General features: G+C 65.4%; 21 protein-coding genes and 1 tRNA gene. 9 read left to right on the forward strand and 13 right to left on the reverse strand.

What is annotated here, in order from left to right; all coding sequences use genetic code 11:
• Nucleotides 1-107 precede the first annotated feature (107 nt).
• Entirely contained in the window at nucleotides 108-2,303 is a 2,196-nt protein-coding gene (locus AC6LJW_RS10800; RefSeq protein ID WP_498087231.1) for a phosphocholine-specific phospholipase C, read from the forward strand.
• Nucleotides 2,304-2,409: 106 nt separating this feature from the next.
• On the opposite strand, the gene ftsY is transcribed toward AC6LJW_RS10800, so the two are convergent.
• Nucleotides 2,410-3,501: a signal recognition particle-docking protein FtsY gene (ftsY, locus tag AC6LJW_RS10805; protein WP_498087232.1), complete on the reverse strand. Its 1,092-nt coding sequence runs from the start codon at nucleotides 3,499-3,501 to the stop codon at nucleotides 2,410-2,412.
• A gap of 427 nt (nucleotides 3,502-3,928) precedes the next feature.
• Here ftsY and rsmD point away from each other — a divergent pair, with 427 nt between their 5' ends.
• From rsmD to AC6LJW_RS10825, 4 genes are all read left to right on the forward strand, one after another.
• Nucleotides 3,929-4,495, forward strand: coding sequence for a 16S rRNA (guanine(966)-N(2))-methyltransferase RsmD (gene rsmD, locus AC6LJW_RS10810; protein ID WP_056558875.1), 567 nt, complete (start codon nucleotides 3,929-3,931; stop codon nucleotides 4,493-4,495).
• Nucleotides 4,496-4,553: 58 nt separating this feature from the next.
• Nucleotides 4,554-5,057 (forward strand): pantetheine-phosphate adenylyltransferase, encoded by a 504-nt coding sequence (coaD, locus tag AC6LJW_RS10815; protein ID WP_056558877.1) that lies wholly within the window; start codon nucleotides 4,554-4,556, stop codon nucleotides 5,055-5,057.
• Nucleotides 5,058-5,169: 112 nt separating this feature from the next.
• On the forward strand, nucleotides 5,170-5,421 hold the full coding sequence (locus AC6LJW_RS10820) for a YfhL family 4Fe-4S dicluster ferredoxin (RefSeq protein WP_006391351.1): 252 nt from the start codon (nucleotides 5,170-5,172) through the stop codon (nucleotides 5,419-5,421).
• Nucleotides 5,418-6,641 carry a benzoate/H(+) symporter BenE family transporter gene (locus AC6LJW_RS10825; RefSeq protein WP_498087233.1) on the forward strand — a complete coding sequence of 408 codons (1,224 nt, stop codon included), beginning with the start codon at nucleotides 5,418-5,420 and terminating at the stop codon, nucleotides 6,639-6,641. The genes AC6LJW_RS10820 and AC6LJW_RS10825 overlap by 4 nt, the downstream gene beginning before the upstream one ends.
• Nucleotides 6,642-6,660: 19 nt before the next feature.
• On the opposite strand, the gene AC6LJW_RS10830 is transcribed toward AC6LJW_RS10825, so the two are convergent.
• Complete coding sequence (locus AC6LJW_RS10830; RefSeq protein WP_056558883.1) at nucleotides 6,661-7,047, reverse strand: MOSC N-terminal beta barrel domain-containing protein; 387 nt, start codon at nucleotides 7,045-7,047, stop codon at nucleotides 6,661-6,663.
• Nucleotides 7,044-9,542, reverse strand: a complete 2,499-nt coding sequence (locus tag AC6LJW_RS10835; protein WP_498087234.1) for an AsmA family protein — start codon at nucleotides 9,540-9,542, stop codon at nucleotides 7,044-7,046. The genes AC6LJW_RS10830 and AC6LJW_RS10835 overlap by 4 nt, the downstream gene beginning before the upstream one ends.
• Before the next feature lie 368 nt (nucleotides 9,543-9,910).
• Between AC6LJW_RS10835 and AC6LJW_RS10840 the strand changes: the two genes are divergently transcribed.
• Both AC6LJW_RS10840 and AC6LJW_RS10845 read left to right on the forward strand, forming a co-directional pair.
• Complete coding sequence (locus AC6LJW_RS10840; protein ID WP_056558889.1) at nucleotides 9,911-11,509, forward strand: MDR family MFS transporter; 1,599 nt, start codon at nucleotides 9,911-9,913, stop codon at nucleotides 11,507-11,509.
• A gap of 3 nt (nucleotides 11,510-11,512) precedes the next feature.
• Nucleotides 11,513-11,956, forward strand: coding sequence for a MarR family winged helix-turn-helix transcriptional regulator (locus AC6LJW_RS10845; protein ID WP_056558892.1), 444 nt, complete (start codon nucleotides 11,513-11,515; stop codon nucleotides 11,954-11,956).
• Nucleotides 11,957-12,093: 137 nt separating this feature from the next.
• On the opposite strand, the gene ychF is transcribed toward AC6LJW_RS10845, so the two are convergent.
• The 10 genes from ychF to AC6LJW_RS10895 form a co-directional block, all read right to left on the reverse strand.
• A complete protein-coding gene (ychF, locus tag AC6LJW_RS10850) occupies nucleotides 12,094-13,185 on the reverse strand; it encodes a redox-regulated ATPase YchF (protein ID WP_056558900.1) in 1,092 nt (363 codons plus the stop codon).
• A gap of 126 nt (nucleotides 13,186-13,311) precedes the next feature.
• Nucleotides 13,312-14,082, reverse strand: coding sequence for a CPBP family glutamic-type intramembrane protease (locus AC6LJW_RS10855; protein WP_056558903.1), 771 nt, complete (start codon nucleotides 14,080-14,082; stop codon nucleotides 13,312-13,314).
• Nucleotides 14,082-14,678: an aminoacyl-tRNA hydrolase gene (pth, locus tag AC6LJW_RS10860; protein WP_056558906.1), complete on the reverse strand. Its 597-nt coding sequence runs from the start codon at nucleotides 14,676-14,678 to the stop codon at nucleotides 14,082-14,084. Before pth ends, AC6LJW_RS10855 begins: the two co-directional genes overlap by 1 nt.
• A 99-nt stretch (nucleotides 14,679-14,777) precedes the next feature.
• Nucleotides 14,778-15,389, reverse strand: a complete 612-nt coding sequence (locus AC6LJW_RS10865; RefSeq protein ID WP_056558908.1) for a 50S ribosomal protein L25/general stress protein Ctc — start codon at nucleotides 15,387-15,389, stop codon at nucleotides 14,778-14,780.
• 149 nt (nucleotides 15,390-15,538) lie between these two features.
• Nucleotides 15,539-16,489, reverse strand: coding sequence for a ribose-phosphate pyrophosphokinase (locus AC6LJW_RS10870; RefSeq protein ID WP_056325372.1), 951 nt, complete (start codon nucleotides 16,487-16,489; stop codon nucleotides 15,539-15,541).
• 176 nt (nucleotides 16,490-16,665) lie between these two features.
• Nucleotides 16,666-16,742: transfer RNA gene (locus AC6LJW_RS10875), tRNA-Gln, on the reverse strand.
• A gap of 1 nt (nucleotide 16,743) precedes the next feature.
• Nucleotides 16,744-17,685, reverse strand: coding sequence for a 4-(cytidine 5'-diphospho)-2-C-methyl-D-erythritol kinase (ispE, locus tag AC6LJW_RS10880; protein WP_427987068.1), 942 nt, complete (start codon nucleotides 17,683-17,685; stop codon nucleotides 16,744-16,746).
• A 196-nt stretch (nucleotides 17,686-17,881) separates the two neighbouring features.
• A complete protein-coding gene (locus AC6LJW_RS10885) occupies nucleotides 17,882-19,480 on the reverse strand; it encodes a methyl-accepting chemotaxis protein (RefSeq protein WP_056558911.1) in 1,599 nt (532 codons plus the stop codon).
• 221 nt (nucleotides 19,481-19,701) lie between these two features.
• Nucleotides 19,702-20,253 carry a lipoprotein insertase outer membrane protein LolB gene (lolB, locus tag AC6LJW_RS10890; RefSeq protein ID WP_427987071.1) on the reverse strand — a complete coding sequence of 184 codons (552 nt, stop codon included), beginning with the start codon at nucleotides 20,251-20,253 and terminating at the stop codon, nucleotides 19,702-19,704.
• A 47-nt stretch (nucleotides 20,254-20,300) separates the two neighbouring features.
• Nucleotides 20,301-22,187 (reverse strand): tetratricopeptide repeat protein, encoded by a 1,887-nt coding sequence (locus AC6LJW_RS10895; protein ID WP_056558912.1) that lies wholly within the window; start codon nucleotides 22,185-22,187, stop codon nucleotides 20,301-20,303.
• Between AC6LJW_RS10895 and mutM the strand changes: the two genes are divergently transcribed.
• Together mutM and AC6LJW_RS10905 are read left to right on the forward strand one after the other, a co-directional pair.
• Nucleotides 22,186-23,013, forward strand: coding sequence for a bifunctional DNA-formamidopyrimidine glycosylase/DNA-(apurinic or apyrimidinic site) lyase (gene mutM / locus AC6LJW_RS10900; protein WP_056558915.1), 828 nt, complete (start codon nucleotides 22,186-22,188; stop codon nucleotides 23,011-23,013). The genes AC6LJW_RS10895 and mutM overlap by 2 nt on opposite strands.
• Nucleotides 23,014-23,153: 140 nt before the next feature.
• Nucleotides 23,154-24,107, forward strand: a complete 954-nt coding sequence (locus tag AC6LJW_RS10905) for an MBL fold metallo-hydrolase (protein WP_056558918.1) — start codon at nucleotides 23,154-23,156, stop codon at nucleotides 24,105-24,107.
• Nucleotides 24,108-24,141 lie beyond the last annotated feature (34 nt).

A 24,141-nucleotide genomic window follows, 5' to 3' on the forward strand; every position in this document is an offset into this window, starting at 1 on the left:
CCCCACCACGCCGCCCACCACGCCCGCCCCGCCTACCTGCGCGGCGCATTGTGCGCCATGATGCCGGCAGTGCTGCCCTTTCCTGCAAACTCCAGACAGACCAGCCAATGACGATCGACGCCTCCAAGAGAAAGTTTTTCACGACCACGCTCGGCGCCACCGCGGCCATGAGCGCGTTGTCGATGTTTCCGCCCAGCATCCGCCGCGCCCTCGCGATCGAGGCCGACAGCCCCACCGGCACCATCCAGGACGTCAAGCACGTCGTGATGCTGATGCTGGAGAACCGTTCATTCGACGGCTACTTCGGCACGTTCCCCGGCGTGCGCGGCTTCGGCGACCGCTTCCCGATTCCGCTCGCCAACGGCAAGTCGGTATTCCATCAGACGCGCAGCGACGGCACGCTGGAACTGCCCTATCACCTGGACGCGCGGCTGGGCAACGCGCAGCGCGCAGGCAGCACGCCGCACTCGTGGCCGAACTGCCAGGCCGCCTGGGACCACGGTCGCATGAACCGCTGGCCCAGCGCCAAGCAGCCTTTGTCGATGGGCTACTACGAGACCGCTGAAGTGCCGTTCCACCGCGCACTGGCCGACGCCTTCACGCTGTGCGACAGCTACCACTGTGCGATGCACGCGGGCACCATTCCCAACCGCCTCTTCTTCTGGACCGGCACCAACGGCCCCAGCGGCGACAACGTGTCCGTCGTGATGAATGAAATGAACGAGGGCGCCGACGTCGGGCCGTCCACCGAGGGCTGGACCTGGACCACCTACGCCGACCGCCTGCAACAAGCCGGCGTGAGCTGGAAGGTCTACCAGAACATCCCGGACAACTACGGCTGCAACGAGATGATGAGCTTTCGGCACTGGCGCGCCGAGATCGAAAAAATGCCCGCGGACCGCCAGGTCACGAACCAGGGCGGTCCCGCGTACAACCCGGCCATCGACGACCAGTTCAGCGCCTTTGCCAAGGGCTTCGGCAACACCATGCCGGACGGCGGCCTGCTGCAAAGCCTGCGCGACGACGTGATGAACGGCACGCTGCCCGAGGTGTCGTGGATCATCCCGCCGGCGGCATACAGCGAGCACCCCGGCCCCTCCAGCCCCGCCAAGGGCGCGTGGTACATCCAGGCCGCGCTGGACGCGCTGACGCAGTCGCCCGAGGTTTGGAGCAAGACCGTGTTCCTGGTCACGTACGACGAGAATGACGGCTTCTTCGACCACATGCCCACGCCCAGCGCGCCCTCGCGCAACGACGACGGCACGCTGGCCGGCGGGTCCACGCTGACCGACGCCGACATGGCCTTCGAGTACTACACCTATCCGCCCGCCACGCCCAAGCAGCTGACCGCGGACGGCAAACCCTACGGACCCGGCATGCGTGTGCCGATGTGGGTGATCTCGCCGTGGAGCCGCGGCGGCTGGGTCAACTCGCAGGTGTTCGACCATACCTCGGCGTTGCGCTTTCTGGAGCAGCGCTTCGGCGTCATGGAGCCCAACATCAGCGCATTCCGCCGCGCCGTGTGCGGCGACCTCACGTCCACGCTGAACTTCGTGTCGCCCAACAGCGCCCCGCTGCCCACGCTGTCCGGCCGCAGCACCAAGACCGACGCCGACGGCCTGACGACCTGGCAGGAAGCGCAGCCGGCCATCGCCATCCCGGCGCAACAGACGCTTGCCGCGCAGGTCAAAGGCACACGGCCCTCGCGCGCACTGCCGTACGAACTGCACGCCAGCGCCCGCGAAGACGCCCGTGAAAGCCGAGTTCGGCTGCTGTTCGCCAACGCCAGCTCGGCCAAGACCGGCGCCGTCTTCCACGTGTACGACAAGCTGCATCTGGACCGCATTCCGCGCCGTTACGTCGTGGAAGCGGGCAAGTCGCTGGACGACGCGTGGGACGTGGGGGGCGACGCGGGCAAGTACGACCTGTGGGTGCTCGGGCCCAACGGCTTTCACCGCGCCTTCGCGGGCGACCTGATGCAGGCGGGCGGCGCCCAGCCGGAGATCCAGGTCTGCTACGTGCCTTGTGATGATCCGCAGGTGCAGGTCAAGCTGCACAACACCGGCGCGAAGGCTTGCACGTTCAGCGTCAAAGCGCTGGCGTATCACGGCGACGGCCCGTGGACGGCAACCGTCGAACCCGGACAGACCGGCGAACTTGCCTGGCCGATCAGCGACAGCGGCCACTGGTATGACTTCGCCGTTGCTTGCGAAGGCTATGCGGCATTTCAGCGGCGCTTTGCCGGACGGATGGAGACGGGCAAGGATCTGATCAGCGATCCGGCGATGGGACAGGCCGGGTAAGGCTGGCGCCAGTTCTACTGCTATTTCCGGCGCGGAAAGGAAAACGGGACGACGCTTGCGCGTCGTCCCGTTTTGTCGGCTATGGGCAGCTGCTCGATGGACGCGTTCAGTCAGCCAGCAACGCCGCCGCGAACTCGTCCGCCACGAAGGGCTGCAGATCCTCCAGGCTTTCGCCGACACCGATCCAGTAGACAGGCACCGGACGCACGCCCTGGCTGCCGGCTGCAACGGCGGCCAGCGTGCCGCCCTTGGCGGTGCCGTCCAGCTTGGTCACGACCAGGCCAGTCAGGTTGATCGCGGCGTCAAACGCGCGGATCTGCGCCAGCGCGTTCTGGCCGGTATTGCCATCCACCACCAGCAGCACCTCGTGCGGCGCCGTGGCATCCGCCTTGCCGATGACGCGGCGGATCTTCTTCAGTTCTTCCATCAGGTGCAGCTGCGTGGGCAGGCGGCCGGCCGTATCCACCATCACCACGCCCATGCCGCGCGCGCGGCCTGCATTTACGGAATCGAACGCCACGGCGGCCGGGTCGCCGCCGTCCTGCGAAATCACGCTGACGTTGTTGCGGCTGCCCCATTCCACCAACTGTTCGCGCGCGGCCGCGCGGAACGTGTCGCCGGCGGCCAGCAGCACGCTGGCGCCCTGACGCTGGAACGTATGCGCCAGCTTGCCGATGGACGTGGTCTTGCCCGCGCCGTTCACGCCGGCAATCATGACCACCAGCGGTTTCGTGCGCTTCAGATCGAAGTCGCGTTCCAGCGGACGCAGATGATCGGCCAGAAGCTCGCGCAGGGCAGTCTTGACCTTGGCCGGGTCTTCAATGCGTTCCTTCTTGACGCGCGCGCGCAGCGCGGTCAGGAGCTTCTCGGTGGCCTCCAGGCCCGCATCGGCCATAATGAGGGCCGATTCGAGCTCCTCGAACAGGTTCTCGTCGACCTTCACGCCGACGAAGATGCCGCCAATGCTTTGCCCGGTGCGGGACAGGCCTTGCTTCAGGCGCGACAGCCAGGAGGCTTTCTTAGGGGCGTCGGCGGGTGCGGGTTCTGGCACGGCAGGGACGGCCGGCGCAGGTGCCGCGACAGGCGCAGGCGTCGATACTGGTGCAGGTGCCGGGACCACGGGTTCGGGTGCGGCGACGGGCGCGACGACGGGTGCAGGCGCCGGGACGGGCGGCTGCGGTGCGCGGAATGGCTCCACTGCTGGCGCGGCGGCAGCGGCTGCTGCGGGCGCCGCGACCGGTGCGGTACGCGTGAGAGACGGCGCGGCCGGTGTCGAGGACGGCGCGGGCTGCGGGGGCGTCGCTACTGGCGTAGGTGCCACCGAGACGGACGGCGCTGGCGTAGGCACCGCCGGGGCCGGCGGGGTCACTGGCGCCGTCACAGGCGCGGCGACCGGCGCAGAAACCGGGGCAGAAACCGGCGCAGAAACCGGGGCAGAAACCGGCGCAGCAACCGGCGCAATAGGTTCCTGGCGAAGCTCGGGTGCAGGCGGCGCAGGCGTCGTGCTGGATGGAGCCGAAGACGGCTCCGCGGGCGCGACTGGCGCGTCGACAACCTCCGGCGGCGACGCAGGCTGAGCCGGCGTGGCGGGCGGAGGGGATTTTTTCTTGAAGAAGCGGCTAAACATGGGTAACAAGTATATTCGTATCGTCGGGGGCCAATACAGGCGCACCCCCATCGCCGTGCCCGACGTGGAGACGCTGCGTCCCACGCCCGACCGGGTCCGCGAAACGCTTTTCAACTGGCTTACGCACCTGTGGGGCGGCGAGTTCGCCGACAAGCAGGTGCTGGATCTTTTTGCCGGCAGCGGCGCCCTGGGCTTCGAGGCGGCCTCGCGCGGCGTGGCGCATGTGCAGATGGTCGAGCGGGACAAGACCGCCGCGTCCGCGCTGCGGACACTGCGCGACAAGCTCAAAGCCGACATGATACGCATCCATGTGGGCGATGCGATGCAGGTCGCCGAACGGATGGATGCGTCCCGGTTTGACCTCATTCTGCTGGATCCGCCCTTTGGACAGGGCTGGCTGCCGCGCCTGTGGCCGATCCTGCCAGGCATTCTGACCGATCATGGACTAGTCTATGTCGAGGCGGAATCCGCCATCGAAGCTCCCGAAGGATTCCAGATTCTGAGGCAGGACAAGGCCGGCGCCGTCCACTTCCATCTTCTGGAATTTGCTGCGTTGCGGAAATAGATCAATAATCCGGGCTTCGGAGGATGGTGTACACCACTAATAACGGTACGGAGCTCGCATGATCATCGCTGTTTATCCCGGCACTTTCGACCCGCTGACCAGGGGCCACGAGGACCTGGTTCGCCGTGCAGCCACGCTTTTCGACAAAGTCGTGGTGGGGATCGCCATTAGCCGCAACAAGAAGCCCTTTTTCAGTATCGACGAACGCGTGGACATCGCGCGCGAAGTGCTGGGCCACTACCCCAACGTGGAAGTGCAAAGCTTCGGCGGCCTGCTCAAGGATTTCGTGCGCGAACAGAATGGCCGCGTCATCGTGCGCGGGCTGCGCGCCGTGTCCGACTTTGAATACGAATTCCAGATGGCCGGCATGAACCGCCATCTGCTTCCCGACGTTGAGACGCTGTTCATGACGCCGTCCGACCAGTACCAGTTCATCTCGGGCACCATCGTTCGCGAAATCGCCCAGCTTGGCGGCGACGTCAGCAAGTTCGTGTTCCCTTCCGTGGAGCGCTGGCTTCAGGAAAAGGCCAAGGAACGCCGCGAACAGTCCTGGCCGGGCTGAAGCCCCGTCCGCAACCTCCCCGAAGGGGCGCGCAGGCGCCCTTTTCGCGCTTTTCGGGCCCCGGCCGCCCGGCGCTACAATGGCCGGGCCAATCGCCTTTTCGCAGCCCATCATGGCCCTGACCATCACCGAAGAATGCATCAATTGCGACGTTTGCGAGCCCCAGTGCCCGAACGACGCGATCTCCATGGGCGAGGACTACTACGTCATCGACCCCGACCGGTGCACGGAATGCGTCGGCCATCATGACGAGCCCCAATGCAAGGTCGTCTGTCCGGTGGAATGCATCGAGCTGCACCCGCAATGGAATGAAGGCCAGGAGCAGCTCATGGCCAAGTACCGCCGTCTTACCGGTGCCGCATGAGCGACGCGGCGCCGCCCAGCATCAACCTTTCCCCCTCCCCGCACCACGCCCGACGCGACATCTCCGCGTCCGCGGTCGCTGCCGGGCTGGTGGCCGTTCTGGTCAGTTTTGGCGGCACCGCCGTGCTGATGGTGCAGGCCGGCCACGCCGCGGGCCTGGATGCCGCGCGCATCGGCTCGTGGATCGGCTCGCTGAGCCTGGTGCTGGGTCTGGGCGGCGCGTTCTACAGTCTACGCACGGGCCTGCCCGTGGTCATGGCCTGGTCCACGCCCGGCGCGGCGCTGCTCGTCACCGCGCTGGCGGGCGTCCCCTTCAATGAAGCCGTCGGCGCCTTTGTACTGGCGGCCGGACTGACGCTGGCCTGCGGGCTGTTCGGCTGGATCGATCCCATCCTGCGCCGCATTCCCGGCGAGGTCGCCGCCGCCATGCTGGCCGGCGTGCTGCTCAATTTCGGCATGGGCATCTTCAGCAACATCAACAAGCAGCCCGCGCTGGTGCTGGCCATGTGCGCCGCGTACCTGCTGTGCCGCCGCTTGGCGCCGCGCTACGCCGTTCTGGTGGTGATGGCCGTGGCGGTGGCCATGGCGGCCGGGATGGGCCTCATGCAGGTCGACCAGCTGGATTGGCGCCTGACCGAATTCGTGTGGACGACGCCCGCCTTCAGCGCGCAGGCAGCGGTCAGCCTGGGCATTCCTCTTTTCGTCGTCGCCATGGCGTCGCAGAACCTGCCCGGCCTGGCCATCCTGCAGGCCGCAGGCTACCGTCCCCCGGCGTCACGCCTGGTCGCGGCCACCGGCCTGCTGGGCCTTGTAGCCGCCCCCTTCGGCGCGCACAGCGTCACCATGGGCGCCATCAGCGCGGCAATCTGCACCGGCCCCGAGGCACATCCGGACCCGGGCAAGCGCTACATCGCCGCTGCCACCTACGGCGTCAGCTACGTCGCGCTCAGCATCGTCGCGGGAGCGGTTGCGGTCTTCTTCCAGGCCCTGCCCGCCGCCCTGCTCGCAGCGCTGGCCGGCCTGGCGCTGCTGGGCACGATCATGGGCGGCATGGCGGCGGCCATGGCCAACCCGCAACGGCGCGAGGCCGCACTCATCACGCTGCTGGCGACGGCGTCGGGATTCAGTTTCTGGGGAATTGGGTCGGCCTTCTGGGGCCTCGCGGCGGGCCTCTTGGCTCACACCGCTTTCGAATACAGGCGCGCCCGCGCCGGCGCTTGAAAACCGGCGCCGGCCGCGTTCAGGCCGGCCAGGCGGACACGGGCGTGTCCGGGTGCACCTTCATGATGCGGCAAGGCACCTGCACAAAATTTGAAATCCAGGCCGCGGCCAGTTCGCCTTCGTCAACGACGTCGATGGTTTGATCACCCACCAACATGCTGTAGCGCACGCTGTCGTCGTCTTCGATCACGTCCAGCGGAATGTCCATGCGCAGCATGCCCGGCGCCTTCAGCACCAGGTACCCGAGGCGCAGCTCTACCGACACCTCAGCCAGCCTGGGGCATAGCTCGCGATTCAACCACTGCCCCGAATCATTGGCCACCAGCCATTGGCGGTGGTAGCCGGCCGCTTGCGTCTGCGTCGTCACGCCGCATTCGGCGATCGGTTGGAATTGGCCGTCGGTCATTTGCCCAGGAGTCCTTTCAAGGCCTTGTCCACTGCGGCGCCGCTCTTGCCCTTGCCGGTGACCGCTTCCCTGAGCTTGTTCTCCAGGCTGCGCTTCAAAATGCCGCCAATGGCGTCCTTCCAGAGCAACGTGTACGAGGGGTTGTCGAACGGGCCCTTGAAATGGACGGGAATGGTCACGTCCTTCAGATCGATCAGTTCCTTGCCGTCGGGATTAGCCGCCGGGTTGATGACGCGCGCGCGCGCCACCAGATCCAGCTCGCTCTTGACGAAGTCGATGGTGGCCGGATCGCCTTGCGTGACGCGCAGCAGCGGCGACACGAAGTTCAGCCGCTTCACCGTGGCGATGCCCTTGGCGATGGCGAAGTCCGCGTCCAGTTCCGAGAACTGCGTCTGCTTGGCAGTGTCGGCGTGAACCGTTTCGTTCTGCGCATCCGGCGAAAAGCGCGCCTTCAGGTCGCGCAACGTCTGCGTCAGGTCGATGCCCTTGACGGCGCCATCACGCAGCTTCAATTGCAGCGTGCCGCCCAGGCCGCTCTTCATCGCGTAGATGTTGGCGCCGCCAGTCTTCAGGTCCAGCGTCAGGTTGCCCGTGCCGCTCAGGACGTTGCGCTTGGCCAGGTCCACCAGCAGGGGTTCGATCGCGATGCCGGCCAGCGTCATCTTGGTGGCGATCTGATTGCCCTGCGCCGCGTCCACCGACAGCGCCCCCGCCAGCTTGCCGCCGTACAGGCCTGCCGCGAGATCGGAGATGTCGAGCTTGCCCTTGTCCAGCTTGACCGCCGCCGAGACTTCATCGGCCTTCAGGCCGCGCACGACCAGCTTGCCCACCTTCAGCGTGCCGTTGACGCTGGGGCCGACCAGCGCCGACAGGTTGATCGTATCGTCGACGGGCGCGGCGGGCGCCGGAGCCGGCGCGGGCTTGCTGTCGTCCTTCTTGCCGTCCGCGGGCGGCTTGGGCGGCGCGGCCACCACGGGCGGCACCAGCTTGTCCAGATCCAGCGTATCCACGGCCAGCGCAAACTTCATCTGCGGCGCCTCCGACAGCTTCGTGATGTCGGCGCTGAGGTCGAACTTGCCGCCTTCCAGCACGGCGTTGATCTTGCTGGTGGCCTGATCCTTGAGCAGGTCCACCGTCAGGCTGCCGATCACCGGAATCTGCAGGCTGCCCTTGGGCAGGCCGGGATCGGTGATGTTCACGTCGCCACGCAGCGCCGACATGGCGCCGCTGCGCATCAGCAAATTCAGGCTGAGCGGCGAAGCAAAGTTCAGCTTCACCACGCGTTCGCCCTTTTTGGACGTGCTGTCCAGCTTGGCTTCCTTGATGTCCAGTTCGCCGGCGTTGCCGCTGATGCCGTTCAGGCCGAAGCTGGCGTCCAGCCCGCTGATCCGCACCCGGCCGGTCAGGGCCTCGCCGGTGGCCGACGCGGGCGAGATATTGAGCGCCGGCGCATCGACAGCCAGTTCGAAGGGGCCATCGGCCACGCCGCCCTTGGCGCGCACGGCCAATTTTTCGATCTGGAGCTGGCTCTTGTGCGGGTCGATCGCCAACTTGGGGATCGCCACGCTGGCTTCCACATTGGTCGCCTTGGCCGAGGGTTCGGTCACGTCGCCCTGGAACAGCAGTTCCAGGCCGCCCACGTCCAGCGCGGACTTTTGCCCGTTGAACGCCAGATTGCCGCGCATCACCAGGCTCTTGGCCTCGGCGCCGGGCAGCTTGCCGTCCATGCGCAGGTCCAGCCGCTGGGCGGCATAGCGCTTGGCCGAAGGATCCAGCGTCAGCAATGCCTGGCCCGTCAGGTTGGCATCCACGCGCGGATAGCCGCCTTCGACGCGCGCGGTCATGCGCACATCGAACGGCTGATTGAACGTGACGCGGCCGGTGTTGGCGTTGATACGGGTAACCGCCACAGCCATGCCCGTTATCTCGTCCTGCAGCTGCACTTCGCCGTCCTTCAGGTCCAAGCCCGCGATGTCGATCTGCATGTTGTTGCGCGACGGCGGCATGTTGCCGCTGGTGATCGCCTGCGCGGCGGTCTGGGCCGCGCCCACCAGGGCCTCGGCCGGATTGCTGGGCGCATCGGTGACCGGCTGCGTGCCGCCCACCAGATTGCTGAAATTGAACTGGCCCTGCTTGTCCCGCACCACGCGCGCTTTCAGCCCGCTGATTGCGACGTGGTCCACGACAAAGCTGTTGGACAGCAGCGGCCACACGGCCACGGCAAGCCGCGTGCTCTCGATGGAGGCAAACGTGTCCGTGCTATTGGGTTCGGACAGGGATACGCCCTGCACGTACAAGCCGATCCGCGGGAAGAGCGATAGCTCGATCTCGCCGTCGATCGTCAGCGTGCGCTGATAGCGTTCCTGGACAAGCTCTTCCAGCTTGTACTTGTACGCGTTGGGATCGAATGTCAGCAAGAAGATGGCCAGGCCGACGACGGCCACGACAACCAACACTACCAGGCCTATCAAAATGCGCTTGAACCACGTTTTCATTGCTGCCCCGTCGGTACCTCGACTGGAAATCCTTGATACCGCCCACCGCGCGACGCGCGGGGAAGGTGCGTTGCCGGCGGAAGACCGCTGGCCTATTGAACTGTCTGCATTGCAGGGCTTGCCTTGCTGGCTTGCCTTTTCGGGCATGCCTATGGGGCGTGTCCTCGCTCCTGCCGAGCCTGCGGCATTGGCGCCAAAGGAAGGTGCTACCGAGGAAGGTCTGCTGAGGACGCCGGTAATCCAGCGTGCAGATAACCGCTATCGTAACAAATCAGGCCGACAAGCGGGATCGGCCAAGCTGACGGCTTCCTGATCGACGGATTGTAGGGCTAGAATGATTGATCTATCAATTATTGATGCGTCCAACAATGTCCGCGCCCGCCCCCACTCCGCCACACTCGCCCGGCCAGATCCTGCCCTTTCGGCAAACCCTGCTGGCCATGCTGGGCATGTGCTTCGTGATGATGCTGGTCGCCATCGACCAGACCGTGGTGGGCACCGCGCTGCCGACCATCGTGGCGGAACTCCGGGGCTTCGAGCTTTACGCCTGGGTCGCCACGTCCTACCTGCTGACCTCGGTCATCACCGTGCCCATCTTCGGGCGGCTGGGCGATTACTACGGACGCAAACCCTTTGTCGTGGCCGCCATCGTGCTGTTCACCCTGGCCTCGGTCCTGTGCGGCGCGGCCGACACGATGCTCGAACTGGTGCTGGCGCGGGCGCTGCAAGGCATCGGCGGCGGCATGCTCGTCGGCACCGCTTTCGCCTGTATTCCCGATCTTTTCCCGGATCCCCACGTCCGGCTGCGCTGGCAGGTCATGCTCAGCGCCGCCTTCGGCATCGCCAACGCCGTGGGTCCCACCCTGGGCGGCGCCCTGACCGAACACTACGGCTGGCGCTCCGTCTTCTACGTCAACCTGCCCATCGGCATCCTGGGCCTCTGGTTCGTCGCCCGCTACCTGCCCCACCTGCGCAACCAGAGTCCCGGCAAGGTCCGGCTGGATTGGCAAGGCGCGATTTTGATCGCCGTGGCGCTGGGGACCATGCAGCTGCTCGTGGAACTCCTGCCCAAGGACGGTTTCACGCCCTCCCTCGTGATGCTTGGCGCCGGCAGCATCGCCGCCTTCGCCGCTCTGATCTGGTGGGAGCGCCGCTGTCCCCATCCGCTGCTGCCGCTGGACATGTTCCGCAACCGCGGCCTGGCCATGCTCTTCACCCTGGCCCTGCTGGTCGGCGTGACGATGTATTCCCTGCTCTTCTACGCGCCCCTGCTCCTGCAAGGCGGCTTCGGGCTGTCGCCTCAGCAGGCGGGCCTGCTCATCACGCCCATGGTCGTCTTCATCACCGTCGGCAGCATCGTCAACGGCCGCATCATCACGCGCATCCGCAATCCCAACCGCATGCTGTACGCCGGCTTCCTCCTCATGGCGTTCTCGTGCCTGGGCATCGTCACCACCCACAGCTACACGTCGCACCTGCTGATCGGCGCCTACATGACGATGGCGGGCTTAGGGATGGGCTTCATCATGCCCAATCTCACCGTGTTCGCCCAACAGACCGCCGGCCGCAGCCACCTGGGCATCGCCACCGCGCTTCTGCAATCCTTGCGCATGATCGGCGGCATGCTGGGCACTGCCATCGTCGGCACCATGGTCAGCCACAGCTACTTCAGCGGCGTCGAGTCCACCCTGCGCGGCGCCTCCGCGCAGTGGCTGCCCAAGCTCAACGACCCGCAGATGCTGGTCAACCCGGCGGCCCAGACCGAGTTCCTGGCACAATTGGCCCATCAAGGCCAGGATGGAACGTCACTCATCGAGATCGCGCGCGTCGCGCTGGTGGGCGCCATTCACGAAGGGCAACTCATCGCCCTCGCCGTCGCCGTCTTCGCACTCTGGTGCGTGCGGCGCGTGCCCCTGGTGCAACTGGTCCGGCCATCCAAACCGGAGCCCGCCGGCGTCGGAGAGTAGCTTTTGCCCAAACAACAACAAGGCCTGCAAGTCATCCAGCACATGGGCCAGACGTACCGCGTGATGCAAAGCGCCTTCAGCAGCAAGGTGGGTCATGCGTTGCCGCGGTGGCGGATATTGCTGGCGCTGCATGAGAACGGGCAGTGCTCGCAAAAGCATCTGGCCGAGCGCTGCCGGCTGGATCCGGCGTCATTGACGCGGCAGTTGCAGGCGATGCAGAAGCTGGGATGGATTTCGCGGGCGGTGGATGCCGACGACAACCGGCTGACGAATGCCACGCTGACGGCTGCGGGACAGGCGGTGGTGAATGAGGCGTTGCCGAAGCGGGCTCAGTTTTTTGAGGAGTCGCTTAAAGGGCTGTCAGCGGCGGATGTGGATACGCTGAATCGGGTGTTGAGCGTGTTGGAGGAGAATTTTGTAAGGGCGGCGGGGGATCGAGGCAATTAGGCGCGGCCTTCGGTCACGAGATCAGCGGCAACCCGCCTCCATCCAAAAACAAAAACCCTCGGCCGGCCGGCGCGAGGGTTTTTGTTTTTGGCATTGCCCATCAGAGCGGGCTACACAGATTCTGTGTCCTGGCGGAATCAGACGTTAAACAAGAAATTCATCACATCGCCATCCTGCACGATGTATTCCTTGCCTTCCGCGCGCATCTTCCCGGCTTCCTTTGCGCCCTGCTCGCCCTTGTACGTGATGTAGTCCTCGTACGAGATCGTTTGCGCGCGGATGAAGCCGCGTTCGAAGTCGGTGTGGATGACGCCGGCGGCCTGGGGGCCGGTGGCGCCGATCGGCACGGTCCAGGCGCGGACTTCCTTTACGCCGGCGGTGAAGTAGGTTTGCAGGCCCAGCAGTTTGAAGGCGGCGCGGATCAGGCGGTTCAGGCCCGGTTCTTCCATGCCCATGTCCTTCAGGAAGGCTTCGCGGTCGGCGTCGTCGAGGTCGACGATTTCGGATTCGATCGCGGCGCAGATGGCCACGACAGGCGCGTTGCGGGCGGCGGCGAATTCGGTCAGGCGGTCGAGCAGCGGGTTGTTGGTGAAGCCGTCGTCGGCGACGTTGCCCACGTACATCGCGCGCTTGGCGGTGATGAAGCAGAGCTGGGCGATGTCGGCCTTTTCTTCGGTGGTCAGGTCCAGCGCGCGAATGGGCTTGGCTTCGTTGAGCTGGGCGATGCACTTTTCCAGCACGGCGACGAGGCGTTGCGATTCCTTGTCGCCCGAGCGCGCGGTCTTCTGGTGGCGCTGCAGGGCCTTTTCGGCGGTCTGCAGATCGGCCAGGGCCAGTTCGGTTTCGATGACTTCGATGTCGGCGATCGGGTCGACCTTGCCGGCAACGTGGATCACGTTGGGATCTTCGAAGCAGCGCACGACGTTGACGATGGCGTCGGTTTCGCGGATGTGCGAGAGGAACTGGTTGCCCAGGCCTTCGCCCTTGCTCGCGCCGGCGACCAGGCCCGCGATGTCGACGAATTCGACGGTGGCGGACAGGATGCGTTCGGGCTTGACGATTTCAGCCAGCTTCTGCAGGCGCGGATCCGGCACTTCGACAACGCCGACGTTGGGCTCGATGGTGCAGAACGGATAGTTCTCGGCGGCGATGCCGGCGCGGGTCAGAGCGTTGAAGAGTGTCGATTTGCCAACGTTGGGCAGGCCGACGATGCCGCATTGCAGAGCCATGGGAATCCTGTGTAAGTACGGTATTGAGCGTTAACGGCGTAGTTTACCCCGGCAGGGTGAAACGACGCCTGATGGGCGGGGGTGATGCGGCCCCAAAGTGGCCCCGATGTGGCGGCGCCGCGAGACTTAACCAGCCGCCGTCGGCGCGTAGCGCATGACCAGCCAGATCATCAGGATTGGCCCGGCATTGAAGACCGAATGCAGCAGGATCGCGGCCCCGATGCCCCGACGAATGCGGATCCAGCCCAGCACCAGCCCTGTCAGCCACTGCGGCAGCACCAGCAGCGGCAGCAGCCAGTATGGGGTCTTGCTGTAGACGAAGTTGGTAAGGTGAACCGCTGCAAACGTCAGCGCGATCAGATGGAACACCACGCCGAAGTGCTGCAGGTAATACCTGCGCCAGCTCGTATCCCAGCCTTTCAGCGGCTCGGGACGCCGGCGCAGGCCCCACACCGCCAGCAGGATGAACGCAGCCAGCAGCAGGCCCGTCCAGAGCTTTGGTCCCCACAGCACGACGGGCACCAGCGCGGGAATGAGCCACAGCGCCTGGCGCGGCCGGCGCAGGCCGTAGCGGAACAGCATCTCTTCGACCAGCGGCGCCCACAGCACCGCGGTCAGCCACGGAATGTTGTGGGGATCCAGGCGATGCGAGACGCCGCCCAATCCCGCCGCGACAACGGCCACTGGCCCGAGCGCAAAAAGATTGATGGCCCACAGCACCGCGGCCCAGGCCAACAGACGTCCCGGTCCGATGCCAGGCCACCAGTCGGCAAGCAGCCCGCTGCCCCCGGCGCGGTTCGGCAGGCGCGACAGCGGATGCGGACGGCGGAGGAAGCGCCAGAAGTCGGCGATCTCGCTGCGAAAGCGCATCTTTCCGGTGGGCTGGCCTTGTTTCATCAGGACTCGTTGCCGCTATGCAGCTGGCGGGTGGCGAGTGCGAAGTCGCCGGCCAGCATCGACGGCACGACGGCGCGGCAGCGGTCGATGACGGCTTCGATTTCCTTTTGTTCCTCGCGGCGCGGCGGGTGCAGGACGAAGTCGGCGACCTGTTGCGCCAGACCCAGCGTGCGCGGGTGGCCGATGCCGATGCGCAGGCGCCAGAAGTTGGGGCTGCCGAGCGCGGCCTGGATGTCCTTCAGGCCATTGTGGCCGGCGTGGCCACCGCCCTGCTTGAGCTTGACCTGACCGGGCATGAGGTCCAGTTCGTCGTGCAGCACCAGCACTTCCTCGGGCGTCAGCTTGTAGAAGCGCGCCAGCGCGCCGACCGCCTGGCCGGAACGGTTCATGTAGGTGTTGGGCTTGAGCAGCAGGATGTTGTCCGCGCCCAGGCGCGCTTTGGCGACCATGCCGAAAAAGGACTTCTCGAGCGCAAAAGAAGTGCGCAGATCGTCCGCCAGATGGTCGGCCAGCCAGAAGCCAGCGTTGTGCCGGGTGGTTTCGTAGTCGGGACCTGGATTACCCAGTCCCACGATGAGGCGTATGGGAGTAGACATGATGGGGGTGTTTAAACCAAAAAACCCTGCGCATGCAAATGCACACGCAGGGTTTCGGGCGTAAGCCGCGGGAAAGCCGCAAGGGCTTTCCTGCAGGACTTAGGCAGCCGGAGCAGCTTCTTCGGCGTCGTCGGCAGCGGCAGCGCCACCCTTGGTGACCGCGGCGGCCAGCAGGGGGTTGTCTTCACCGCCGTGGGGGACGTACGTCACGCCCATGGGCAGCTTGATGTCGGCCAAGTGGACCGAACCGCCAGCCAGCACGTCAGCCAGGTTGACTTCGATGAACTGGGGCAGAGCCGACGGCAGGCAGGTGATTTCCAGTTCGGTCGTCACGTGGCTGATGATGGCGCCGCTCAGCTTCACAGCCGGCGAGATTTCAGCGTTCACGAAGTGCAGCGGCACCTTGGTACGCAGGGCTTGGTTGGCGTCAACGCGCTGGAAGTCAACGTGCAGGACTTGCGGCTTGTAGGCGTGCCATTGAACCGAACGCAGCAGAACTTGCTCATCCTTGGCGCCTTCGAGCTGCATTTGCAGGATCGATGCGTGGAATTCTTCCTTACGCAGCGCGTGGTAGATCTCGTTGTGGTCGAGTTCGATGTTCAGGGGGGCAGCCGTACCACCATAAACAATGGCGGGAACGCGGCCCGCGCGGCGCAGGCGGCGGCTCGCACTCGAACCCTGGACGCTACGCGCAGTGGCAGTAAATTTCATGGATAACTCCGAAACAATAAAGGTGAAGCAACTTCACCGGTTGAATTCACGGCGCGCAAAGGGCGCGACGTGCTTGCTTGCGCCTTGCCGCGACCAGCGAGGCGCAAAGAACTGCAAATTTGGGCTGTGGCCCGATCAACGCCTACGCGTCAATCGACGAACAGCGAGCTGACCGATTCGGCGTTGGAAATACGCAGGATGGTCTCGCCCAACAGCGCGGCGCACGACAGCTGGCGGATCTTGCTGCTGGCCTGGCCTTGCTCGGAGAGCGGAATGGTGTCGGTGACGACGAGTTCGTCGAGTTCCGACGCTTCAATGCGGTCGATGGCGCCGCCCGAGAGCACGGGGTGCGTGCAATAGGCGTAGACGGCGCCGGCGCCGCGGTCCTTCAGGGCCTGGGCCGCCTTGCACAGCGTGCCGGCGGTGTCGACCATATCGTCCATGATGATGCAGGTGCGGCCGTCGACTTCACCGATGATGTTCATCACTTCCGACACGTTGGCGCGCGGACGGCGCTTGTCGATGATGGCCAGGTCGGCTTCGAGCTGCTTGGCCAGCGCGCGGGCGCGAACCACGCCGCCGATGTCCGGGGACACCACGACCAGGTTCGAGAAATTGCGGCGCCAGATGTCGCCCAGCAAGATCGGACCGGCGTAGATGTTGTCCACGGGAATGTCGAAGAAACCCTGGATCTGGTCAGCGTGCAGGTCCATGGTCAGGACGCGGTCAACGCCAGCCACTTGCAGCATGTTGGCCACGACCTTGGCCGAGATGGCCACGCGCGCCGAACGCGGGCGGCGGTCCTGGCGGGCATAACCAAAGTAGGGAATCGCGGCGGTGATGCGGCCGGCCGACGCGCGGCGCAGGGCATCGACCATCACCATGATTTCCATCAGGTTGTCATTGGTGGGAGCACAGGTGGGCTGCAGGACGAAGACGTCCTTGCCGCGCACGTTCTCGTTGATCTCGACCATCACCTCGCCGTCCGAAAAACGACCGACGGTCATCTTTCCCAGGGACATGTCGAGGTGGTTGACTACGTCCACGGCCAGCCGAGTGTTGGCGGTGCCCGTGAAAATCATGAAGCTATCGTTTGCCATGATGGATGATGCGATGGTCGTTTGAGACACTAACGATTGATGCGGGTGAGACACCTGCGGGGTGATACCTGGTGCAGCGCGTTCAACTTGCACCAGCGAATCCGGAAAATAAAAAAGCTGCTGAACCCGGGCCAGTGTCTTACAGGCGTGTTCAACAGCTTTTTTATGTATTCGGTTGGCTGGGGAGGAAGGATTCGAACCTTCGCATGCCGGAATCAAAATCCGGTGCCTTAACCAGCTTGGCGACTCCCCAACTATCTTGCAATCCAATTCCGCAACGGATGTTCAGCTAACCCAGTACATGCCTGCACTAACCGAAACCGTGGATGCGTTTGGCTGAATGTTTTATCAGCGCCGCGCATTATAGCGGTAATTTCTTGTTCTGCCAAAAGAGCCTGCGATGTTTCGGAAAATTCGGCGAATAAACATGCGCCCGATCCCGACATGCGAACAGGAAAACCCCGTTCAGCAAGCCACCGCGATGCCCCAAGCACTTCAGGATAAAGACGGTAGACCACCGGCTCCAAATCATTTTTTCCGTAAAGCGCGCATCCTTTGGCAAACTCACCGCTGGATTCGCTTGGCAAAAATGTTTGCGAAGCAAGAAAGTCCGCTATTGTGATGTAAGAAGAATCCCTTGTCAAATCGGGTGCGGAAAATATTCCAACAGTCGGCACGCTGGCATCAGGTTGCGCCACCAGATAGGCGCGTTCGGGCAGCGTCACGGCGGTGAGATCTTCGCCGATGCCTTGCGCAAATGCCGACTGGCCGAAGACAAAGACAGGCACATCCGCGCCCAGCGGCAGGGCCAGCGCCATCAGCTCCTGACGCGAGAGTCCCGTGTTCCACAACTTGTTCAAGGCGATCAGCACGGATGCCGCATCGCTGGACCCGCCGCCCAATCCGCCGCCTTGCGGAATGCGCTTTTCAAGGCTGATCTGCGCGCCCTGGCGCGTGCCCGTGGCCTTCTGCAGGGCGCGCGCGGCGCGCACGGTGAGGTCCTGGTCTTCGGGAACGCCCGGCAGGTCGGTGGCGCGGCTGATGACGCCATCGGACCGCACATCGAAGTGCAGCGTGTCGCACAGGTCGATGAAGCGAAACACTGTCTGCAGCAGGTGATAGCCGTCGGCGCGGCGGCCCACGACGTGCAGAAAGAGATTCAGCTTGGCGGGAGCGGGAACGTCGTAGAGGGTCACGAAAGACAACCGGAGCGGATCAATCCGTCATTCTAGCGAGACAGGCCGGCGCGCCGTGAAAAGCGGCGGGCCAGCCCGTGAGAGAACACGCGTGAGGACGCGTGTGAGGACGCGTCGGATTGGCGCGCCCGCGGCGGACCGAGGCGCTATGCGATGCGTGGCATTACGCGTGCGGCAGCGCCACGCACCGGCGGCATTACGCCAATTGCGGCGTCACACTGCCGCCAAGGCGGGCAGCGGGCGCGTCGATGACCTGTCCGTCCGGCAGCTTGAACACCGAAACGGCGCCGGCCAGTTGGCGCGCCTGCTCTTCCAGTGCGCCAGCCGCGGCGGCGGCTTCTTCGACGAGGGCGGCGTTCTGCTGCGTCACGCTGTCCATCTGCGAGACGGCGCGATTGACCTGGTCGATGCCGGTGGCCTGCTCTTCCGAGGCTGCCGAGATCTCGGCCATCAGGCTGGTCACGCGCTGCACGGATTCGACGATCTCGCGCATCGTGGCGCCGGCGTTTTCAACCTGCTCCGAGCCCACGCCGACCTTCTGCGCGGAGTCTTCGATGAGCTGCTTGATTTCCTTGGCGGCGGCGGCGCTGCGCTGCGCGAGCGTGCGCACTTCGCTGGCCACGACCGCAAAGCCCTTGCCCTGCTCGCCGGCGCGCGCGGCTTCGACCGCGGCGTTGAGCGCCAGGATGTTGGTCTGGAACGCAATGCCATCGATCACGCCCACGATGTCGGCGATACGCGACGAGCTGCCCGAAATCGCGTGCATGGTTTCCACCACGCTGGACACGGCCTCACCGCCGCGCTGTGCAACCGCCTGCGACGCGGCCACCATGCGGTTGGCTTCGCGTGCGGTGTCGGCGTTCTGCTTCACGGTCGTGGCCAGCTCTTCCATGCTGGCCGCGGTTTCTTCGAGCGAAGCGGCCTGCTCTTCGGTGCGGCTGGACAGATCGGCGTTGCCGGACGAGATTTCGCGTGCGCCGACGTTGATCTCGTCAACGCCGCGGCGCACGGCCGACACGGTACGCACCAGGCTGTCCTGCATGGCCTTGAGGGCTCCGATCAGCGCACCGATTTCGTTCTTGCCCAGATCCGCCACACGGCGCGTCAGGTCCCCTTCGGCGATGCGGCGGAAGACCTCGCCCGCTTCCAGCAGCGGACGCACGATCATGCGGCGGATGAGGACGTGCGCACCCACGGCCATCAAGAGGCCCAACGCAAGCAACCCGGCCAGCAGCGAGCTGAACAGGGTGTGGAACATGGAGATTTCGTCCATGACCGTCTGTCCGGCGCCCTCGGCGCGCAGGACGAACGCGTCGCGTTCGCTCATCAGGCGCTCTTGCACGGACTGGGTGCCCTGCTTGAAGTAGGCGTCCATGTCGCCGGCCTCAAGCACGCGGCCCACGTTCTGCAGGTTGGTGCTGAGCTTGGTGTAGGCGTCGATGATGGCGGCGGATTCGGCCTTTTCTTCAGCGGACAGGCTGCCGGAGAAGCCCTGGAAGGCGCGGTCGGCCGACACGATGCGCTGGCGCGCGGCTTGAAGCGAGCTCTTGTCGTCGGTGTTGCCCTGCGCGACGCGCGTGGCGTAGCGGCTCAGGTCCGTACGGGCCGCGACGAGCGACAGCGACGCGGCATTTACCGCGTTGACCTGCTGCGCCGACAGGCGATAGAGCTGCTCGACATCGTGGTTGGTCTGCCGCAGGGCAACGAAGCCCATGCCGCCAATCACCAACTGGAAGGTGAAAAAGATCGCGATGATTCCCAACAGCACCGTCGCGATGCGTGTGTTCCTGAACATTGGCCATTCTCCAAAAGGGTGGCGGCAGACGAGCGTCGACCCCGAATTGCTGCGCCGCGCGCGAACTGGGCGCGGCGCAGGGAGAATTATTCAGTCAAGTCAATATATTTCAAGCGGTAACACGGCCCAATTTGCGGCGGTTGTTTGCTTGATTGAAATTGCAGGGATGTGATAGGGGTTTACCCTTAAGCACAACGCGCGGCGCTTGGCGGCGCGCGGCGTCACGACTGGTTGACGACAAGCCGCACCAGGATGCGGCGTCCCGGCTCCTGGCGTTCCAGCACCAGCAGTTGCGGGCCCTTCGCGTCGTAACGGGAGAGCTTGGCGCGCCAGCCGCCCTGTTCGAATGCCACGGGACGGCCCAGTTCGTCGCGGGTCACGTCGGTGGCTTCGGGATCTGCGGGCAGTTTGCCGCGCAGCCAGTCGCGCAGCCCGGAGACCGGCATGCTGCTGCCCAGCGCGTCTTCAGCCAGCGCATCGGGGTTGTCGGCGACCAGCCGGGTGCCGTCCGCCTTGGTCAGGCTGGCGGCGCCGGGCGTGCCTTCCACGCGCGCTTCGGTCGAGCCCAGCGGGTTGGTCAGGTCCAGCACATACCGGCGGCCATCGTCGGACCAGGAAAAACCGCCCTGCACCGCGTTCTGCTTGCCGCTTTCTTCGTTGACGGTGATGGCAAAGCGCCCAATGCGCGAAAACGCGTCGGCGCTGGCGCCTTCGATCGGCTTGGGCAAGGACGTGCACGCCGCCAGCGTAAAGGCCAACAACGCCAGCGCCATCCAGCGCAAGCCGCCCACGGCGCCGCGCAACCCTGCAAATACTGCCGTCACAGACTGACTCCGAGGCGCTTCACGACATCTTGAACCGTCTTGTTCTTGGGATCCTTGCGCAGGGCCGCGCGAAGCAGGTCCGTGGCCTGATCGCGCTTGCCTTGCGCCCATAGCACTTCGGCCAGATGCGCGGCGATGTCGGCTTCGGGACGCACGCTGTAGGCGCGGCGCAGATAATCCGCGGCGGCGGTCGTGTCGCCCATGCGGAATTTGACCCAGCCCATGCTGTCCAGAATGAACGGATCGTTGGGCGACAACTCCAGCGCCTGCGTGATCAGGTCCAGGGCCTCGGGCAGGCGCTGATTGTGGTCCGCCAGCGTGTAGCCCAGCGCGTTGTACGCATGGGCGTGGTCGGGATCCAGCGCGATGACCTGGCGCAGCATGCGCTCCAGGTCGGCCAGGCGGTTCTGGCGTTCGTACAGCATCGCCAGTTCGTATTTGATTTCGACCGTGTCCGGCAGCGCCTGGTCCGCGGCTTCCAGGGCGGTGACCGCCTGGCCGATGCGGTCGGCGTCGCGCAGGATCTGCGCCTTGGTCAGCGCGCCCAGGGCGCGTTCTTCTTCGTCCTGCGGACCGGCCGAGTCGATCATGGCCAGCGCGTCATCCACGCGGCCGCTCTTGGCGCGCAGCGCGGCCTGGCGCATGCGCACGGAATAGCGCAGCGTGGGGTCGTCGATGCGGCCGAGTTCTGCGATGGCTTCGTCGTAATTGCCCTGATCTTCGGCAATGCGCGCCAGCAGCACGTGGGCATCGGCGGCGGCCGCGCCGGCATCCGTGGCGCCCGGGACCGTGGCCCGCTGGCGCTGGTTCTGGACATCCAGGTACTGCTGCAGCAGGGTCTTGGCCTGCGGGAGCTGTCCGGACTTGTAGGCCAGTTGCGCCTGCATGAAGAGCAGGTCGAAATCTTCGGGCGACCGGCGCGACATGGCTTGCAGTTCGGCCAGGGCGGCGTCGTAATCGCCGCTGTCGGCCAGTTGGCCGGCCAGCATCAGGCGCACCTTGCGGGCGCCCGGGTTGCGGTTGATGAATGCGCGGGCCTCGGTTTGGGCGCGCTTGGGGTCGACCTTGGAACCGTACTCCAGCACGCGCTGGGCGGCGCCTTCGGATTTGGGATCGGCGGCCAGCGCGGCGCGGGATTCCTGCGCGGCGCGTTCGTAGTCGCCGGCGGCCGAGGCCACGTCGGCCAACGCCAGGTGCGCCGCGGGCAGCTTGCGCACGCTGTCGCTCAGGGACTCGTCCAGGATGCGGAGCGCGAGGCGGCGGTCGTTAAGGCGGCTGAGCACGGCAAGCGCCTGGCCAATGGCGGCCGGCTTGTCGCGCGAGGAATCGATGCGTTTGCGCAGCGCCTGGGCCAGGCCCTTGGTCTGGCCATTGGCGGCCGCCAGCGCCAGCTCGGTGGAGCTGGCTTCGACGTCGTTGGGAGCCAAGCGGGCCCAGACGCGGGCCGCGTCCAGCGCGCCGGGCAGGTTGCCTCCGGCAAGCTGGAACTCAAGGCCGCGGCGGGCCAGGCGGGGATCGCCGGTGTCACGGGCCAGACCGACCATGGTGGTGGCGGCGGTGCCGTACATGCCCCGCTGGGCGGCGATTTCGGAAGCCAGTACGCGGTAGAAGATATCGCCGGTCAGCGATACATAAGGAAGCTGGCCTGGGCGCAGGCGGATGACTTCGGTTTCAGGTTGGCGGCTTTGCGGGGCCATCCGGGGCCCCGTCGCGTCACGCGTCCGGCCGTCGGCGGCCTGGGCCGGCGGGGCCATGATTGCTGCCAGCGCAAGCCCCAACGCGGCGATCCCGATATTCATTTGTTTAAAAGACGACTTCACGCGGCCCGTCCGGTTGATGGCACAATCTTCGTACACGCAATTGATGATCTTACACTGGCTCATGCCGGAACTGCCTGAAGTCGAAACCACGCGCCGAGGAATCGACGCCATCATCACCGGCCAGACGCTGTCGCGACTGGTTGTCCACGAACCCCGCATGCGTTGGCCCATCCCGCCGGAGCTGCCGTCCCTGATCGGCGGACGCACGGTGCTGGAATGCGCGCGGCGCGGCAAGTACCTGCTCCTGCGCTTCGAACATGGCACCCAGATCGTGCATCTGGGCATGTCGGGCTCGCTGCGCAGCGTGTCGCCCGGGGAATTCCTGCGCAAGCACGATCATGTCGAATGGATCTTTGACGGCGCGGTGCTGCGCCTGCACGACCCGCGGCGCTTTGGCGCGGTGCTGTGGCACGACGCCGCCGCCGGTCCCATCGAGGCGCACCCGCTGCTGGCCAAGCTGGGCATCGAACCCTTCGACCCGCGGTTCGACGGGGCCTGGCTGCACCGGCATTTCCAGAACCATTCCGCCGCCATCAAGCAGGTGCTGCTGGCCGGCATGGCGGTGGTCGGCGTGGGCAACATCTATGCGTCGGAAAGCCTGTTTCGCGCCCGCATCAATCCCAAGACACCCGCCAACAAGCTGTCGCTGGCCCGATGCGAGCGGCTGGCCGACATGGTGCGAGCCACGCTGGCCGACGCGCTGACCTCCGGCGGCAGCACGCTGCGCGACTACGTGGGCGCCAGCGGCGAGCCGGGCGCTTACTTTGAGATCCACGCGGCCGTGTACGAGCGCGAAGGACTGCCTTGCCGGGTCTGCGCCACCCCGATCCGCCGATTCGTCCAGGGGCAGCGCGCCACCTACTACTGCCCGAAATGCCAGCGGAATTGACTTCTGCCGGTCCGCCGCGCCTGGGGAAATCACCGTTACAACTCGGGAATTCGTTTATAGCAAACGTATTGCACGAAAACTAACGCAGGGCTATATTTCCTTCCACACACCCTATTCCTATAAAAGTGGAAGGAGCCTCCATGAGCAAGCAATTCGCCTCGCACGCGGACATGGACGACAAGGTCGTCTCGTTCGAAAAACTGTCCGACAACGCCTATGCCTACACGGCCGAAGGCGACCCCAACACGGGCGTGATCATTGGCGACGAGGCCGTCATGGTGATCGACACCCAGGCCACGCCGGTCATGGCCCAGGACGTGATCCGCCGCATCCGCGAAGTCACGGACAAGCCCATCAAGTACATCCTGCTGTCGCACTACCACGCCGTGCGCGTGTTCGGCGCGTCGGCCTACAACGCCCAGGAAATCCTGGCCAGCCGCGACACCTATGACCTGATCGCCGAGCGTGGCGAACAGGACAAGGCCAGCGAGATCGGCCGCTTCCCCCGCCTGTTCCGCAACGCCGAATCGATTCCCCCGGGTCTCGTCTGGCCGACCATGACATTCAAGGGCGAAATGACGGTCAACCTGGGCAACCTGGAAGTCAAGCTGCTGCAGGTCGGCCGCGGCCACACCAAGGGCGACACCATCGCCTGGCTGCCCGAACAGAAGATCCTGTTCGCGGGCGACTTGGTCGAATACCAGTCCACGCCCTACTGCGGCGACGCCTACTTCCGCGATTGGCCCACCACGCTGGACGCGCTGTCGGGCTTTGAAGCCGAAAAGATGGTGCCCGGCCGAGGCCCGGCACTGAAGAACGCCACCGAAGTTCGCCAGGGTCTGGCCGGCACGCGCGCCTTCCTGACGGACCTGTACGGCGCGGTGAACCGCGGCGTGGCCGAGGGCAAGGACCTGAAGACGATCTACCGCGAGGTCTACGACTTCATGAAGCCGCGCTACAGCGACTGGGTCATCTTCGACCACTGCATGCCGTTCGACGTGTCGCGCGCCTTTGACGAGGCCTCGGGCCACACGCATCCGCGCATCTGGACGGATAAGCGCGACCTGGAGATGTGGGCCCAGCTGGAAGGCTGACCCCCCTCCCTGACCTGACAAGCAAGAACCGGAC

It is taken from the genome of Achromobacter sp. 1012554356 (genome assembly GCF_059760815.1).